This window comes from Agromyces sp. NPDC056389 (assembly GCF_042262385.1).
Lineage (GTDB): Bacteria > Actinomycetota > Actinomycetes > Actinomycetales > Microbacteriaceae > Agromyces.
Genome location: NZ_JBHJPN010000001.1, coordinates 330324 through 344225 on the forward strand (window position 1 = coordinate 330324; position 13902 = coordinate 344225).

Below are 13902 nucleotides of genomic sequence, written 5' to 3' on the forward strand. Positions count from 1 at the left end.
CGGCCTCGAAGGGGGTCCTGTGCGAGCTCGACCGAGGTACGCGGCAGTTGCGGCGGCGCTCGTCGCCGCGACGCTGATGGTGCCCGTCGCTCGCGCATTCGGCGAGGACTACCCCAGCTGGGACGAGGTCGCCGCGGCCAAGCAGGACGTCGCGACCCGCGAAGCCGAGGCGTCGCGCATCCGCGGGCTCGTCGCCTCGCTCGAAACGACCGCCGCGGCACTGGGCGACGCCGCGGTGGCCGCGGCCGGGGTGTCCGCCGCAGCGGCCGCGGCACTTGCAACGGCAGAGCAGCGGGCAGCGGCCCTCTCCTCTCGGGCGGCAGCGGCCGAGGCCGAAGCCGAGGCCTCCGCCGCGCGCCTCGGGCGGGTCGGTGCGATGCTCGCCAGGTCGGGCGGGGCGGATGTCACGTTGCGACTGCTCCTCACCGACGACGCCTCGACCGACCTCCTGCAGGGACTCTCCCGCGCCGCCCAGCTCACGAGCATCTACGGAGGGATCGCCGACCGGGCCGAAGCGGCGAAGGCGGAGTCGGCCTCGCTCTCGGCGCAGGCCGACGTCGCCGAACGGGAGCGATCACGCCTGGCGGATGCCGCGGCGGACGCCGCCGCCGAAGCCGAATCCGCGCACGCGGCGGCCGAGGCCGAACTCGCCGAGCAGCGGGTCGTGGTCGACACGCTGTACGCGCAGCTCGCGAGCCTGCGCGACAGCACCGCGGCGCTCGAACGCCAGTACCAGGCGGGCGAAGCACTCCGGCAGGCGGAGGCGGAACGGCAGCGCGCCGCCGAGGCGGCCAGCGGAAACACGGTCGACGTCGGCAGCGCGCCACCGCCCGGCGTCGTCGTCGACACCGCCGGCGCCAAGGCCTACGCGGCCGACGCAGTCGCGCGCTACGGCTGGGGCTCGGGCGAGTACCAGTGCCTCGTGAAGCTCTGGACGCGCGAGTCGAGCTGGCGCGCCGACGCCTACAACGCCTCGAGCGGCGCCTACGGCATTCCGCAGTCGCTGCCGGGCAGCAAGATGGCCAGCGCCGGAGCGGACTGGCGAACCAACGCCGCGACGCAGATCGAATGGGGCCTCTCGTACATCGCCGACCGCTACGGCGCCCCGTGCGGTGCGTGGGCGCACTCGGAGCGATTCAACTGGTACTAGCGCTACAACTGGTAGTGATGCATGCAGAGACGAACGACGACGAACTCGAGGTCTTCCGGCGCCACGGCGCCGAGGGCGTGCTGCTTCTCGGCGGCGGCGCCGCGATCCTGCTGCAGCTCGCCGACCCTCGCGTCGCTCGCGGCGTCGCCCAGCACAGCGGGTTCCGCGAACGCCCCCTCGACCGCCTGATCGGCACGCTCGACTACGTCTACGCGATCGGCTTCGGCGACGACCAGCTCGCCGCCGAGGCCGTGCGCACGGTGAACCGGCGTCACGCGCCCGTTCGCGGCGACGCGGAGGGCGGGCGACCCGCCTACAACGCGTTCGACGCCGACGCCCAGCGGTGGGTCGCCTCGACGCTGCTCGCCGTCGCCCTCGAGCTGCTCGAGCGTCTCGAGGGCCCGCTGCCGGCATCGACCGCCGACGTCATCGTGCGCGGGTACGCTCCGCTCGGCACGCGGCTGCAGGCCGCCGGCGAGGGGTGGCCCGAGACACGCGCCGAGTTCGACGCGTGGTGGGCCGAGCAGCTCGCCGCACTCGAGGTCGGCGACGAGGCCCGCGCCGTCGCGCGGAGCCTGCTGACCGAAACATCCGCACTGCCGTTCGGCGCGGGGCTGCTGCTGCCGCTCGTGCGCCTCATGACGGCGGCGCTGCTCCCGGCGCCGATCCGAGCCGCGTACGGGTTCCGCTGGACGCCACGGGTCGAGCGCGTCGCGAACGGATGGCTCGACGCGTTCGCGGCCGTCTGGCCGGTGCTGCCCAGGGTGATCAGGCACGCGCCGATGCGGGCATCCCTTCGACGCGCGAAGCGTCGCAGCCGGTACGCTGGAACCGAGCAACGAGGACGAGGATGACCCAGTCAGTACCGCACCGCAACGATGCGCTCGACAGTATCGACCGCAGCATCGTCGCCGAGCTGAGCCGCGACGGCCGACTCTCGGTGCGAACCCTCGCCGAGCGCGTGCACATCTCCCGCACCGCCGCCCACAACCGCGTGCAGCAGTTGCAGCAGCGCGGCGTCATCACCGGGTTCGGCGCCCACATCGACCGCAAGGCGATCGGGCTGAACATCTCGGCGCTCGTCGTGGTGCGCATCGGCGAGGTGTCATGGGAGGAGATCGCGGCCAAGCTCGCGACCCTGCCGTTCGTCGAGAAGGTGCAGGCCGTCTCGGGCGACATCGACATCATCCTCACGGTGAGCGCGCCCGACCACGAGCAGCTCAGCCAGGCCATCCTCCGCGACATCCACGACATGCCGGGCGTCGTCTCGACGCGGTCGCATCTGATCCTCGCCGAGATCGAGGGGCATCCCCCGGCGCAGACCCTGGACATCTGGCGCACCTGACTGCAGTTCCAGCGGACGAACGGCCGCGCTTTCGAGTTCGTCGAGCCGTTCGTTCACGGTTGATCGAGACCCCCGTCGCGGCCCGCGAGAGTGTCCGACGATGAGGTCATGAGCCTCAATGTCGAGCACGCATCCGTCCGCACCCTGCCGAGCGAAAAACCCCTGCGGTTGCTCGACAACGCCGGCCACGCGGTCACGGGCGCAGCGACCGGCGGCTTCGGCCTGCCGGCCACCGCGACGCTGCTCGAGCTCTACCGCAAGATGGTCGTCGCCCGCCGTTTCGACGTGCAGGTCACTGCGCTCACGAAGCAGGGCCGACTCGCCACCTATCCCTCCGCATACGGTCAGGAGGCGTGCGAGATCGGCGCCGTGGCTGCCCTCACCGCGCAGGACTGGCTCTTCCCGACGTACCGCGACAGCATCGCCCTCCTCACTCGCGGCATCGAGCCGGCCGACATCCTCCAGTCGTTCCGCGGCGACTGGCACAACGGCTACGACCAGCACGCCCACCGCACCGCCGCGCAGGCCACACCGCTCGCGACGCAGGCGCTGCACGCCGTCGGACTCTCGCATGCCGCTCGCCTGCGCCACGATCCGATCGTCGCGCTGACCTTCCTGGGCGACGGCGCCACGAGCGAGGGCGATGCGCACGAGGCCTTCAACTTCGCGGCCGTCTGGCAGACGCCGACCGTCTTCGTCGTGCAGAACAACCAGTTCGCGATCAGCGTGCCGCTCGAGCGGCAGACGCGCGCGGCGACGCTCGCCGACAAGGCGGTCGGCTACGGCATGCCCGGCTACCACGTCGACGGCAACGACATCGCGGCGATGTACGCCGTCACCAGTGCCGCCGTCGAACGAGCCCGGGGCGGCGGCGGTCCGACCCTCATCGAGGGCGTGACCTATCGCATCGAGGCGCACACGAACTCCGACGACCCCACCCGCTACCGCGCCGCGCGCGACGTCGAGCACTGGAAGCGCCGCGACCCGATCGAACGCCTCGAAAAGTTCCTCGTCTCAGAGGGCGCGCTCACCGAAGCCGTGCGCACCGAGATCACGGATGCCGCCGAGGCCCTCGCCGCCCGCACGCGCGAGGTCATGACGATCGAGGCCGAGCTCGACCCGCTCGAACTCTTCGACCACGTGTACGGGCGCGAGCGGGCAGCACTCCTCGAGCAGCGCGCCGCGCTCGAGGCCGAGATCGCCGCCGGTGCGTTCGCGAGCCACGCAGGAGCCGCACGATGACCGCGACCGCGACGAGCACCCCGGCCGCCGAGGCATCCGCCCCGACGCAGCTGACGATGGCCGGCGCCCTGAACGCCGCGCTCCGCGACGCCATGGCCGCCGACGACCGCGTGATCGTCTACGGCGAGGACGTCGGCCCGCTCGGCGGGGTGTTCCGTGTCACCGACGGACTGCAGGCCGAGTTCGGCGATCAGCGCATCTGGGACTCGCCGCTCGCCGAGTCCGGCATCATCGGCACTGCGGTGGGCATGGCGATGTACGGCATGCGCCCGGTCGTGGAGATGCAGTTCGACGCGTTCAGCTATCCGGCGTTCGAGCAGATGGTCTCGCACGTCGCGAAGATGCGGAACCGCACGAAGGGGCGGGTGACGCTGCCCATGGTCGTGCGCATCCCCTGCGCCGGCGCGATCGGCGGTGTCGAGCACCACTCCGACTCGTCCGAGTCGTACTGGGCGTCGACCCCCGGCCTCACCGTGGTGATGCCGTCGAACCCCGCCGACGCCTACTCGATGCTGCGCGAGGCGATCGAGAGCGACGACCCCGTCGTCTTCATGGAGCCGAAGAGCCGGTACTGGTCGAAGGCGCCGCTCGCCCTGCCGGTCACGACCGCGCCGATGGACCGCGCCGAGGTCGTGCGCGAGGGCACCGACGTGACGCTCATCGGCTACGGGCCGACCGTGCGCACGGCGCTCGAGGCCGCCGAGGCCGCCGCCGCCGAAGGCCTCTCGATCGAGGTCGTCGACCTGCGGAGCCTCTCCCCGTTCGACGACGCGACCGTCGGCGCGTCCGTGCGCAAGACCTCGCGTGCGGCCGTCATCCACGAGGCCGCGCAGTTCGGCGGCTACGGCGCCGAGGTCGCAGCCCGGGTGACCGAGCGCAACTTCCACCACCTGGCAGCGCCGGTGCTGCGCATCGCGGGCTTCGACATCCCGTTCCCCTCGCCGAAACTCGAGGAGTACCACCTGCCGACCGCCGACCGCGTGCTCGCCGCGCTCGACACCTGGGAGTGGGACGCATGAGCCGCGAGTTCATCCTGCCCGACCTCGGCGAAGGGCTCACCGAAGCCGAGATCGTCGCCTGGCTCGTCGCACCCGGCGACGAGGTGACGATCGACCAGGTCGTCGTCGAGCTCGAATCGGCCAAGTCGGTCGTGCAGCTGCCGACGCCGTTCGCCGGTGTCGTCGAGTCGCTCGGCGGCGAGGTCGGCGAAGTGCTGCACGCCGGCACCGTGCTCCTGACGCTCGGCGTCGACGCACAGGTTCCGGATGTCGCGGAGCCCGCCGAACCCGGCATCGTCACGAACGAGACCGCGCTCGCCGAGGAATCCGGCGCCGTGCTGATCGGATACGGCACCCGGCAGTCGACCGTGACGAAGCGAGCGGCCTCGGCGCCCGCGCGCTTCGGTCGGCGAAGCAGTGCGACCGCCGGCGGCGGGATTGCCGCATCGACCGGGCCGCGCTCGAACGGCACGGCCCGACTCGACGCAGCACGCCGCTCCCCCGTCGTCTCCCCGATCGTGCGCCGCCTCGCCCGCGAGCACGGCTTCGACGCGAGCCAACTGCTCGGCTCCGGTCACGACCACCTCGTGATGCGACGCGATGTGGAGTCGTACATCGCCGAACACGAGACGCCGACGATGGGAGCCGAGGCTGCGGCATCCCCCGCCTCGTCGATGCGGACACCGTCGCCGGAGGCCGTCGCCGCGCCTGCTGCGGACCGCGAAGGCGACCGGCGCGTGCCGCTCGACCGCATGGCGCGAGCAGCGGCCGCCCACTTCTCACGATCGCGGCGGGAGATCCCCGAGGCGACCGTCTGGATGGATGTCGACGCGACCGGCCTCCTGGCCGCCCGCCGGCAACTGCAGGAGGCCACGGGCGAGCGATTCGGCATCACCGCCCTCATCGCACGATTCGTCATCGCCGGCCTCGCGAAGCACCCCGCGCTGAACGCGAGCTTCGACGCGGAACGCGAAGAGCTCGTCTACCACTCGGCCGTGAACCTCGGCCTCGCCGCGCAGACCCCGAGGGGACTTCTCGTGCCCGTGGTGCACGGCGCCGAGCGGATGTCGCTGCGTGCGCTGCGCGACGCGATCACGTCACGCACCGAGGAAGCGGCCACCGGCGTGTTCCCGCCGTCGGCGCTGACCGGCGGCACCTTCACGCTCAACAACTACGGCACGCTCGGCGTCGACGGCTCGGCGGCGATCATCAATCATCCCGAGGCGGCGATGCTCGGCGTCGGCCGGTTCGTCGAGCGGCCGTGGGTCGTCGAGGGTGCCCTCGCGGTGCGCACCGTGACGGAGCTGACGATCTCGTTCGACCACCGGGTCTGCGACGGTGCCGAGGCTGCGGCCTTCCTCACCTTCGTGGCGCGGTGCATCGAGCGACCAGTCTCGGTGCTCGCCGAACTCTGACGCGGAGCCCCACGTTCGCGCGCCCGTTCGCGAGGAGATCGACGAATCCGAGGACGGGCGCGCGCGGTCAGGTCCTCGAAATCGTCGATCTCCTCGGAAACGCCGGCGCGTCAGAGCACTGCACCGATACGAGAAGTCGCTCAGAAGAAGTCGACGGGCGTGCCCGCGGCGCGCTCGACATCGCGGGTGTCCTGCGCGCCCGCCTTGAGCTTCGCGACCGCGACGCGCAGCCCCGATTCCATCTGGGCCGCCCACGCGTCGGACTCGCGAGCGGTCTGCTCGGCGGCACGGGCGCGCGCCTCGCTCGCCTCGGCGGCGTCGCGGGCGTCCTTCACCTGCCGGAGTGCGAGCGAGATGCCGTAGTACGCCGCGACCATGGTCGCGATCGGCGCCGCGATGATCGCGAGTGCACTGATCGCCGCCCCGGTGGGGCTGAACGCGATCAGGAGTGCGAACGCGAGGAAGAGCGCGACGATGGCAGCGAGCACGACGAGCATGAAGCGCAGATCACTGCTCCATTTGCGTCGCTCGGCCGGATCCTTCGGTGCGGGTGCCGACGACGGCTCGTCATCAGGCGCCGGCGCGAAGTTCGGCATGGCCGCGGTCATGGCCGTCTCGTCGTTGGTCGGACGTGTGTACGCGTCGGACATTCGTGCTCCGCTCCCCTAGGCATTCGGATCAACCCCCCAATTGTGGGCCGGGTCCGGCGACGGGTCAAGGCGCCGCGCGGCGCGCGCTGATGCCGGTCGGAACGAGGCTCAGGCGGCTTGCGCCTCGGCGAGCCCGGCCTCGATCGCGGCGATCACGGCCGGATCGTCTGGCTGCGTCGTCGGGCGGAAGCGCTGCACCGCACCGCCGGGCTGCACCAGGAACTTCTCGAAGTTCCACTTCACCCGGCCGGCCTTGCCGTTGCCGTCGGCGACCGAGGTGAGTTCGGCGTACAGCGGATGCCGGTGGCGACCGTTGACCTTGACCTTCTCCATGAGCGGGAAGCTCACGCCGTAGGTCATCGAGCAGAACTCCTTGATGTCGTCGCCCGAGCCGGGCTCCTGACCGGCGAACTGGTTGCACGGGAACCCGAGCACGGTGAACCCGCGGTCGCCGTACTCGCGCTGCAGCGCCTCGAGCTTCTCGTACTGGGGCGTGAGGCCGCATTTCGATGCGACGTTGACGATCATCACGACCTGATCGGCGTACTCGGCGAGGGAGGTCGGATCGCCGTCGATGGTCGTGAGGGAGATGTCTCGGATGTCCACGATCCGAGCCTATGTCGACCGCGGCATCCGATGGTGCTTTCACATGGAATGCGAAGTCACGGTTTCGCGTCGCCTCGAAGCGCGGCAGACTCGTTCCGTGAGCATCACCGACGACGACCTGGCTTTCCTCGAGCGCGCCGTCGCTCTCGCTCGTGAGGCCGCAGCCGACGGCGACGGCGCGTTCGGGTCGGTGCTCGTCGACGCGACCGGTGTCGAACGCTTCGCCGACCGCAATCGCGAGACGACCCTCGGCGACGAGACGCGGCATCCCGAGTTCGAGATCGCCCGCTGGGCGGCGACGAACCTGACGGCAGCCGAACGTGCCGACGCCACCGTGTACACCTCCGGCGAACACTGCCCGATGTGCTCTGCGGCGCATGCGTGGGTGGGGCTCGGACGAATCGTCTACGCGGCGTCGGCGGCGCAGATCGGCCGGTGGCGCGCCGAGGTCGGCATGGCGCCCTCGCCGGTCGCCGCGCTCCCGATCACGGCGGTCGCGCCCGACCTCGTCGTCGACGGTCCGGTCGAGCGATTCGCCGACGAACTCCGGGCGCTGATCGTCGGCGCGGCGTCGGCACCCTGATTCCAGCATCACCGGGTTGCTCGTGGGGGCCGGTGTCGGCGCTGCGCGATACGGTCGAACGGCACGGCGCGAAGCCGTGAGGTGACGAGCGGTGTGCGCACGTCGAGTACCCGCATCGGGTGACGATGCACGCCCACCGAAAGGACCGACCCACCGCGAATGCTGGGCGTCAACCATGCCACCAGCGGCGCTGCCGCCTGGATCGCCGTCACCGGGGCGATGCCGTACCTCACGAGCGGCGCGTACCCGCTCGACCCAGTCGGCGTCGTCGCGGGCTCCTTCATCTGCGCCGGAGCGGCGTTGCTGCCCGACGCCGACCACCACAGTGCCACCATCGCGCACTCGGTGCCGATCTTCGGACGTCTCACCGCAGGGGCGATCGGGTCGATCGCCGGCGGCCACCGATACGGAGCCCATTCGCTGATCGCCGCGGTCGCGGTCGGCCTCAGCGCATGGGCGCTGACCCTCCTGACGCTGACGACCGACCGGCTCGGCACCTTCTCCGTCGGCATGATGGTCGGTTCCGCGGCACTGATGTGCTTCGCTGTGAAGGCGCGCGACATGGTGAACTCGTGGCTGACCGCGTGGGCGCTCGGTGCGCTGTTCGGGCTGCTGCTCGTGCTGCTCGCGCCCGAGAGCGTCCACTGGTTCCCGCTCGCCGTCGTCGTCGGCTTCGTCGCGCATCTCGCCGGCGACTTCCTCACCACGGGCGGGCTGCCCGGACTGCTCTGGCCGATCATGCCGCGCCCGCCGAAGTTCATGAGGAGGGCGCCGATCATCAGCCGCGTCTGGCGGCCGAGCGGCCACGTCGCCCTGCCCGTGCTCGGAGATACCGGGTCTGTACGAGAGGTCGCCTTGGGCACGGTTCTCGCGCTCTACGTGTTCGTCGGAGTCGGTCACGAGACGCTTCGCTGGTTCGGCATCGACCTGCTCGGCCTCTTCTGATCGACGTCACGGCCGCGTGCTCGGGCCTTGGATCGCTCTTCCGGATGCCCCGAGCGCCTCGGTCGCCGAGCGGCGGAACTGCCGCATCGCCCGTCCCCAGTACGTCGCCGGCGTGAGTCCGCACGCCAGCAGCGCGCCGCGATGGTCGAGAGCGAGCACGGTCGCAGCGCCGGCCGCGATGACGCCCCAGACGAATCCCAGCAGCACGCGGCCCACCGCAGAGGTACCGACGAACCCTGCGCCGAGCCGGTCCACCTGGAATCGCAGGTGCTCGACCTCGTCCGTGCAGATCCGCCGCCCGATGCCACGGAGCACCGGGTCGGGAGCGGACGCCGAGAGCGCCCGGAAGTACTCCATCGCCGTCGCCTCGGCGATGAGGAACAGCGCGATCTCCGTCCGCAGGCCGAGCATCCGCCGAAACCCTGTGAACGCGGTGTCGGACCAGTGGCTCGACAGCGTCGGCCCGTCCAGATGCTCGAGCCCGCGGGCGAAGAGTCGCGAGTGCTCCTGCTCCTCCTCTACCAGCAGCGCGAGTGCATCGGAGTAGGCGGTATCGCCGGCCCGGGCCGCGCTTGCGAGAAGGTGCACGCCGTCGCCGCCTTCGCCGAGCTGGAATCGTTGGAACGAACGGATGAACGCACGTCGGGTCGCATCGGGAAGACGGCATGGCGCGTGCCATTCGATCTCCGATTCGATCTCCCGCCGGCGAAGCCGGTTCAGAGCGAAGTACTCGACCCAGACCGTGAATCCGGACTCCCCGGCGCGGTCGATCGCGACCATCGCCCTGCCGATCTGTTGAGGTTTCATCGCTCCCCTGCTCTCGTCGATGCGGCAGCCACGCGCCGTCGTGATCGTGCGGCGCGATCCACGCCCATCGCCGACGTTACGAGGAACCGGCCACCCGGTTCGATTCGCCGAAAGTCGCATTCCGCACGGGCGAGGTGGGCACACCCGTCGGGGTGCCCCTTTGGTCGTATCTTCCACCGGCGGCCCATCGCCTCGTTGTTCGACGTCGTCGCATGCCGTTAACGTTGGGCGAGGTGCAGAGGAGGCCGCGCGTGATCGAGACGACACGACCCGACGACGTGCGGTCGATCGCCGACGAGATCCTCGAGGAGCTCCGCAGCCGACTCCTCGCTCGGGGAAGCTCGCTCGCGAACGAGCGCTCGGTCGACGGCGGCCTCGAGTTCCAGGTGCGTGCGATCGTCGCCGAGACGCTCGCCGCCGTCGAGGGCGACGTCGATCACCCCGCCGTCTCGGTGGAGTATCACGACGACCAGCCCGAGCTCAGCTCGCACGGCCGGCGCTCCGCCGCGATGGAGATGGATCCCGCCGAGCCGTTGATGGCCGCGGAGGTGCTGTTCGCGATCGCCCTGCCAGCGATCGTCGAGCGTATGAGCGCCGAGCACCCGGGCCGCGAGCTCGACATCGCCGGCGCCCTGCACCACGCGATCTGGCGTCGATTCCCGCCAGGAGCGATCGCGTACGTCGAAGTGCTCCGAGCACGGTTGCAGCAATCGCAGTACGAAACCAGGCAGCGCATCTCCCGAGAGCTCCACGACCGCATCGCCCACGGCATCGCCGCCGGACTCCAGCGTCTCGAGATCGCCGCTTCAACGAGGGCGGATGAATCGGTGACGGCGGCCATGCGGATCCTGCGCGTCGCTCTCTCCGACACCCAGGACCTCGCGCTCGACCTGCGCTCGCTCGTCGGCGACCGCCCGCTGCTCGACGCGGTCGACGAGTACGCATACGCGACGGGCGGCAGCGGTGCGCTTCCCGTCCACGCCTCCGAAACCGGGACTCCTCGCCCGCTGACCGTGCTCGCGAACGAGGAGCTCTTCACGATCGTGATGGAGGCGACCCGGAACGCCCGAGCCCACTCGGCGAACGCGACAGCGGTCTCGGTGCACCTCGCCTGGTCTCCCACGAAGGTGGACCTCACCGTGACCGACGACGGTGACGGCTACGACGACGACGACCTCAACGACACGTCGCTCGGCCTCCGCGGCATCGCCGAGCGGGCCGCGCTGCTCGGCGCCTCGATCGAGTTCCTCCGCCGAGCCGGCGCAACGGGCCTGAAGCTCTCGCTCCCCTTCGTCGCATCGCGCCACGCATGAGCATCGAGACGCAGATACGGATCGTCATCGCCGACGACCACGACCTGTTCCGCGACGGCATGCGGGCGATGCTCGGGGCCGCTGCAGGCATCACCGTCGTCGGCGAGGCATCCGACGGCGACGGGGCGCGGGCCACGACCATCGCCATGGGCCCCGACGTGCTCCTGCTCGATGTGGAGATGCCCGGGGTGCCGGTGCTGTCGACGATCACGCGCGTACTCGCCGAATCGCCTCGCACTCGCATCGTCATCGTCACGATGCACCGTGACCGCGTGCTCGCGGGCCACCTGCTCGCCGCTGGGGCGAGCGGTTTCGTCTCGAAGTCGGCGACCTCGGCCGAGCTGGTGGACGCCGTTCGTCGCGCCGCAGGCGGCATCACCCTTCGGGTCGGCCCTCCCCCTGCACCAGCGGTGCTCTCGGTGCTCTCGCATCGGGAGCGCGAGGTGCTGAAGCTGATCGGCGACGGGCTCTCCAACCAGATGATCGGCCAGCGGCTCTCCATCTCGATCGGGACGGTGAAGCGTCACAACACGCACATCTTCGCGAAGCTCGGCGCGAGCTCCCGCACGGATGCGGTGCGGCGCGCCTGGACCCTGGGCGAGCTCGCAGATCCCCGGCCGTGATCATCCGCTCGCGTTGATCGCAGCCCGCCGATCGTGCGAGCCTCGAGCGCGACACGGCGGCGATGGCGGCGCCGCCGGAATGTCACCTTCGTGGCATACCGATCACACGGCCATCGGGTGACGCTGGAAGCAGCCGATCGTGAGTCACCCGCCCGGCATCGAGAAGGTCAGGGTCGGCCCTGACCCTTCTTCACCCTCGGTGACGTGAGATGGACACATGGACGCACCTCCCCGGTCGAGCAGCATGATCGACGCGACGCCGCGGCTGAGCCGCGTGCAGAGCGGCATCCTGTGGCTCGTCATCGTGGTGGGTTCGTTCGGTGGACTGCTCATCGCGGCGAATGCCGCATTCGCGTCGCTCCCGGCGGATGACCGCATGGTGTACGCGTACCGACCGTCCGATCTCGATGCCGAGGTTCGTCGGCTGCCGATCGTCAGCCGCATCCCGGAGTCGGCACGCGACATCCGGATCATCTGGAATCCCGGCACGGATGCCGCCGCGGCAGCATGGAACAGCCCCGCAGGTGCCGCGCAGCCCGAGGGATGCGAGGCAGTTGTGGATCCGGTGCCTCCGGCCTTCGCCGAGGCCGTCGTCCGGCTCGGGGCGGAGCCATCCGACGGTCTCGACTGCGGCGACGTCATCGTCGCCGGGCAGAGCGGCGGGACGTACGCGTGGACCGTCGCCCCCTGACACGTGCGGGTCCGACCCTCCGAGCGCCGCGGCTCAGATCGAAGCTGCGGAGTCGGTGTCACGAGCGCGACGGCGCGATGCCGTCTCGCTCGGTTCCTGCGCGGGGATCGACCCGGTCACGACCGCATCGACGTTCATCGACCCGTCGACGGGTCCGACGATCGGAATCGGCGTGGTCGGCGTCGGGGCCAGCGGTTCGACCCGCATGCGTCCGAGACGCCGGTGCTCGATGACATAGGCGGGCACGAGCAGCGCGATCGCGCCGAGCCACGCGAGCGGGTTGCTCCACACCACCCCGACGAACCCGAACGCCGAGCCGAGCACGATCGCCGCGCCGACCCGCATGACGAGCTCGACCACCCCGGTCACGGTCGGCGCGACCGTGCGCCCGAGCCCCTGCAGCACACCGCGAAGCACGAACAGCACGCCGAGCGCCGAATACGTGAAGCCGTCGACGACGAGCATGTACGCCGCGGCATCCACGACCGCCTCCGAGCCGTCGCCGACGAACACCCGCACCAGTTGTTCGCTGAAGATGATCAGGGGGGCGCCGATGACGATGGCCGCACCGATCGACATCCACGTCGCCTGCACGACGCCTCGCCGGATCCGGTCGGGGCGGTGGCCGCCGAGGTTCTGTGCGGCGAACATCGACGCCGCGAGGCCCAACGACGACAGGAGCGCCACGGCGATCGAGTCCACCCGGGATGCCGTCGTGTAGGCCGCCACCGCATCGGCACCGAGCTCGTTCAGGGCCACCTGCACGGTGAGCGTGCCGATCGCGATGATCGAGGTCTGGAAGCCCATCGGCATGCCGAGCCGCAGGTGCTCGACGACCTCGGACCGCGACACCCGCCAGTCGGCGCGGCGCACGTGCAGCACGGGGATCCGGCGGCGGATGAATTCGAGGCACAGCACGACCGAAACGGCCTGCGAGACGACCGTCGCGAGGGCGGCTCCGGCGACTCCCCAGTCGAGGGGGCCGACCATGAGCACCACGAGGCCGATGTTCAGGAGGCACGAGAGCGTCAGGAAGACGAGCGGCGTGCGCGAGTCGCCGATCGCGCGGATCACCGCGGACAGGTAGTTGAAGAACATCACCGCGGATGCCCCGAGGAAGCTGATCTGCGCGAACACCGTCGCCTCGCTCAGCAACTCTTCGGGGGTCTGCAGCAGCTGCAGGGCCGGCCCGGCGATGAGCGGCGCCCCGATCGTGAGCACGACGCTCATGGCTCCGGTCAGGAGCGTGCCGGCTGCGACCGAACGGCGCACGGCGTCGAGGTCGCCGGAGCCGAACGCATGAGCCGTGGGGATCGCGAACCCCGAGGTGACACCCCAGGCGAATCCCAACAGCAGGAACAGCAGGGATCCGGTCGCACCGACGGCAGCGAGCGAGTCGATGCCGAGCTGCCTGCCGACGACGATCGCGTCGACGACCTGGTAGAGCTGCTGCACCACGTTGCCGATGAGCAACGGGACCGAGAATACGAGGATGACCCGCCACGGGGCGCCGGTGGTCAGATTTCTTGCCATG

15 protein-coding genes are annotated in these 13902 nt (G+C 70.7%); 11 read left to right on the plus strand and 4 right to left on the minus strand.

Annotated elements, in window-relative coordinates; translation table 11 throughout:
* Nucleotides 1–19 precede the first annotated feature (19 nt).
* From ACFCVM_RS01640 to ACFCVM_RS01665, 6 genes are all read left to right on the plus strand, one after another.
* Nucleotides 20–1150 (plus strand): hypothetical protein, encoded by a 1131-nt coding sequence (locus tag ACFCVM_RS01640; RefSeq protein ID WP_375833054.1) that lies wholly within the window; start codon nucleotides 20–22, stop codon nucleotides 1148–1150.
* 17 nt (nucleotides 1151–1167) lie between these two features.
* A complete protein-coding gene (locus ACFCVM_RS01645) occupies nucleotides 1168–2004 on the plus strand; it encodes an oxygenase MpaB family protein (protein WP_375833056.1) in 837 nt (278 codons plus the stop codon).
* Entirely contained in the window at nucleotides 2001–2495 is a 495-nt protein-coding gene (locus tag ACFCVM_RS01650) for an Lrp/AsnC family transcriptional regulator (RefSeq protein WP_056008950.1), read from the plus strand. The genes ACFCVM_RS01645 and ACFCVM_RS01650 overlap by 4 nt, the downstream gene beginning before the upstream one ends.
* 108 nt (nucleotides 2496–2603) lie before the next feature.
* Nucleotides 2604–3737 (plus strand): thiamine pyrophosphate-dependent enzyme, encoded by a 1134-nt coding sequence (locus tag ACFCVM_RS01655; protein ID WP_375833059.1) that lies wholly within the window; start codon nucleotides 2604–2606, stop codon nucleotides 3735–3737.
* The gene (locus tag ACFCVM_RS01660) at nucleotides 3734–4756 is read left to right on the plus strand and encodes an alpha-ketoacid dehydrogenase subunit beta (protein ID WP_375833062.1); all 1023 of its coding nucleotides are present in this window, start codon (nucleotides 3734–3736) and stop codon (nucleotides 4754–4756) included. The genes ACFCVM_RS01655 and ACFCVM_RS01660 overlap by 4 nt, the downstream gene beginning before the upstream one ends.
* Entirely contained in the window at nucleotides 4753–6150 is a 1398-nt protein-coding gene (locus ACFCVM_RS01665; RefSeq protein ID WP_375833065.1) for a dihydrolipoamide acetyltransferase family protein, read from the plus strand. Before ACFCVM_RS01660 ends, ACFCVM_RS01665 begins: the two co-directional genes overlap by 4 nt.
* A 140-nt stretch (nucleotides 6151–6290) precedes the next feature.
* On the opposite strand, the gene ACFCVM_RS01670 is transcribed toward ACFCVM_RS01665, so the two are convergent.
* Both ACFCVM_RS01670 and ACFCVM_RS01675 read right to left on the minus strand, forming a co-directional pair.
* Nucleotides 6291–6758: a hypothetical protein gene (locus ACFCVM_RS01670; RefSeq protein WP_375833068.1), complete on the minus strand. Its 468-nt coding sequence runs from the start codon at nucleotides 6756–6758 to the stop codon at nucleotides 6291–6293.
* Between the two features lie 150 nt (nucleotides 6759–6908).
* A complete protein-coding gene (locus ACFCVM_RS01675) occupies nucleotides 6909–7406 on the minus strand; it encodes a glutathione peroxidase (protein WP_375833071.1) in 498 nt (165 codons plus the stop codon).
* Nucleotides 7407–7503: 97 nt separating this feature from the next.
* On the opposite strand from ACFCVM_RS01675, the gene ACFCVM_RS01680 reads away from it, so the two are divergent.
* Nucleotides 7504–7989: a deaminase gene (locus ACFCVM_RS01680; protein WP_375833074.1), complete on the plus strand. Its 486-nt coding sequence runs from the start codon at nucleotides 7504–7506 to the stop codon at nucleotides 7987–7989.
* Nucleotides 7990–8148: 159 nt separating this feature from the next.
* Nucleotides 8149–8934 carry a metal-dependent hydrolase gene (locus tag ACFCVM_RS01685; RefSeq protein ID WP_375833077.1) on the plus strand — a complete coding sequence of 262 codons (786 nt, stop codon included), beginning with the start codon at nucleotides 8149–8151 and terminating at the stop codon, nucleotides 8932–8934.
* Nucleotides 8935–8940: 6 nt separating this feature from the next.
* On the opposite strand, the gene ACFCVM_RS01690 is transcribed toward ACFCVM_RS01685, so the two are convergent.
* On the minus strand, nucleotides 8941–9741 hold the full coding sequence (locus tag ACFCVM_RS01690; protein ID WP_375833080.1) for a ferritin-like domain-containing protein: 801 nt from the start codon (nucleotides 9739–9741) through the stop codon (nucleotides 8941–8943).
* Nucleotides 9742–9992: 251 nt separating this feature from the next.
* On the opposite strand from ACFCVM_RS01690, the gene ACFCVM_RS01695 reads away from it, so the two are divergent.
* The 3 genes from ACFCVM_RS01695 (at nucleotide 9993) to ACFCVM_RS01705 (ending at nucleotide 12368) form a co-directional block, all read left to right on the plus strand.
* The gene (locus ACFCVM_RS01695; protein ID WP_375833083.1) at nucleotides 9993–11054 is read left to right on the plus strand and encodes a sensor histidine kinase; all 1062 of its coding nucleotides are present in this window, start codon (nucleotides 9993–9995) and stop codon (nucleotides 11052–11054) included.
* Nucleotides 11051–11677: a response regulator gene (locus ACFCVM_RS01700; RefSeq protein WP_375833086.1), complete on the plus strand. Its 627-nt coding sequence runs from the start codon at nucleotides 11051–11053 to the stop codon at nucleotides 11675–11677. The genes ACFCVM_RS01695 and ACFCVM_RS01700 overlap by 4 nt, the downstream gene beginning before the upstream one ends.
* A gap of 217 nt (nucleotides 11678–11894) precedes the next feature.
* Complete coding sequence (locus ACFCVM_RS01705) at nucleotides 11895–12368, plus strand: hypothetical protein (RefSeq protein WP_375833089.1); 474 nt, start codon at nucleotides 11895–11897, stop codon at nucleotides 12366–12368.
* 33 nt (nucleotides 12369–12401) lie between these two features.
* Here ACFCVM_RS01705 and ACFCVM_RS01710 read toward each other — a convergent pair whose 3' ends face one another.
* Entirely contained in the window at nucleotides 12402–13901 is a 1500-nt protein-coding gene (locus ACFCVM_RS01710; RefSeq protein ID WP_375833090.1) for an MATE family efflux transporter, read from the minus strand.
* Nucleotide 13902: the final 1 nt, after the last annotated feature.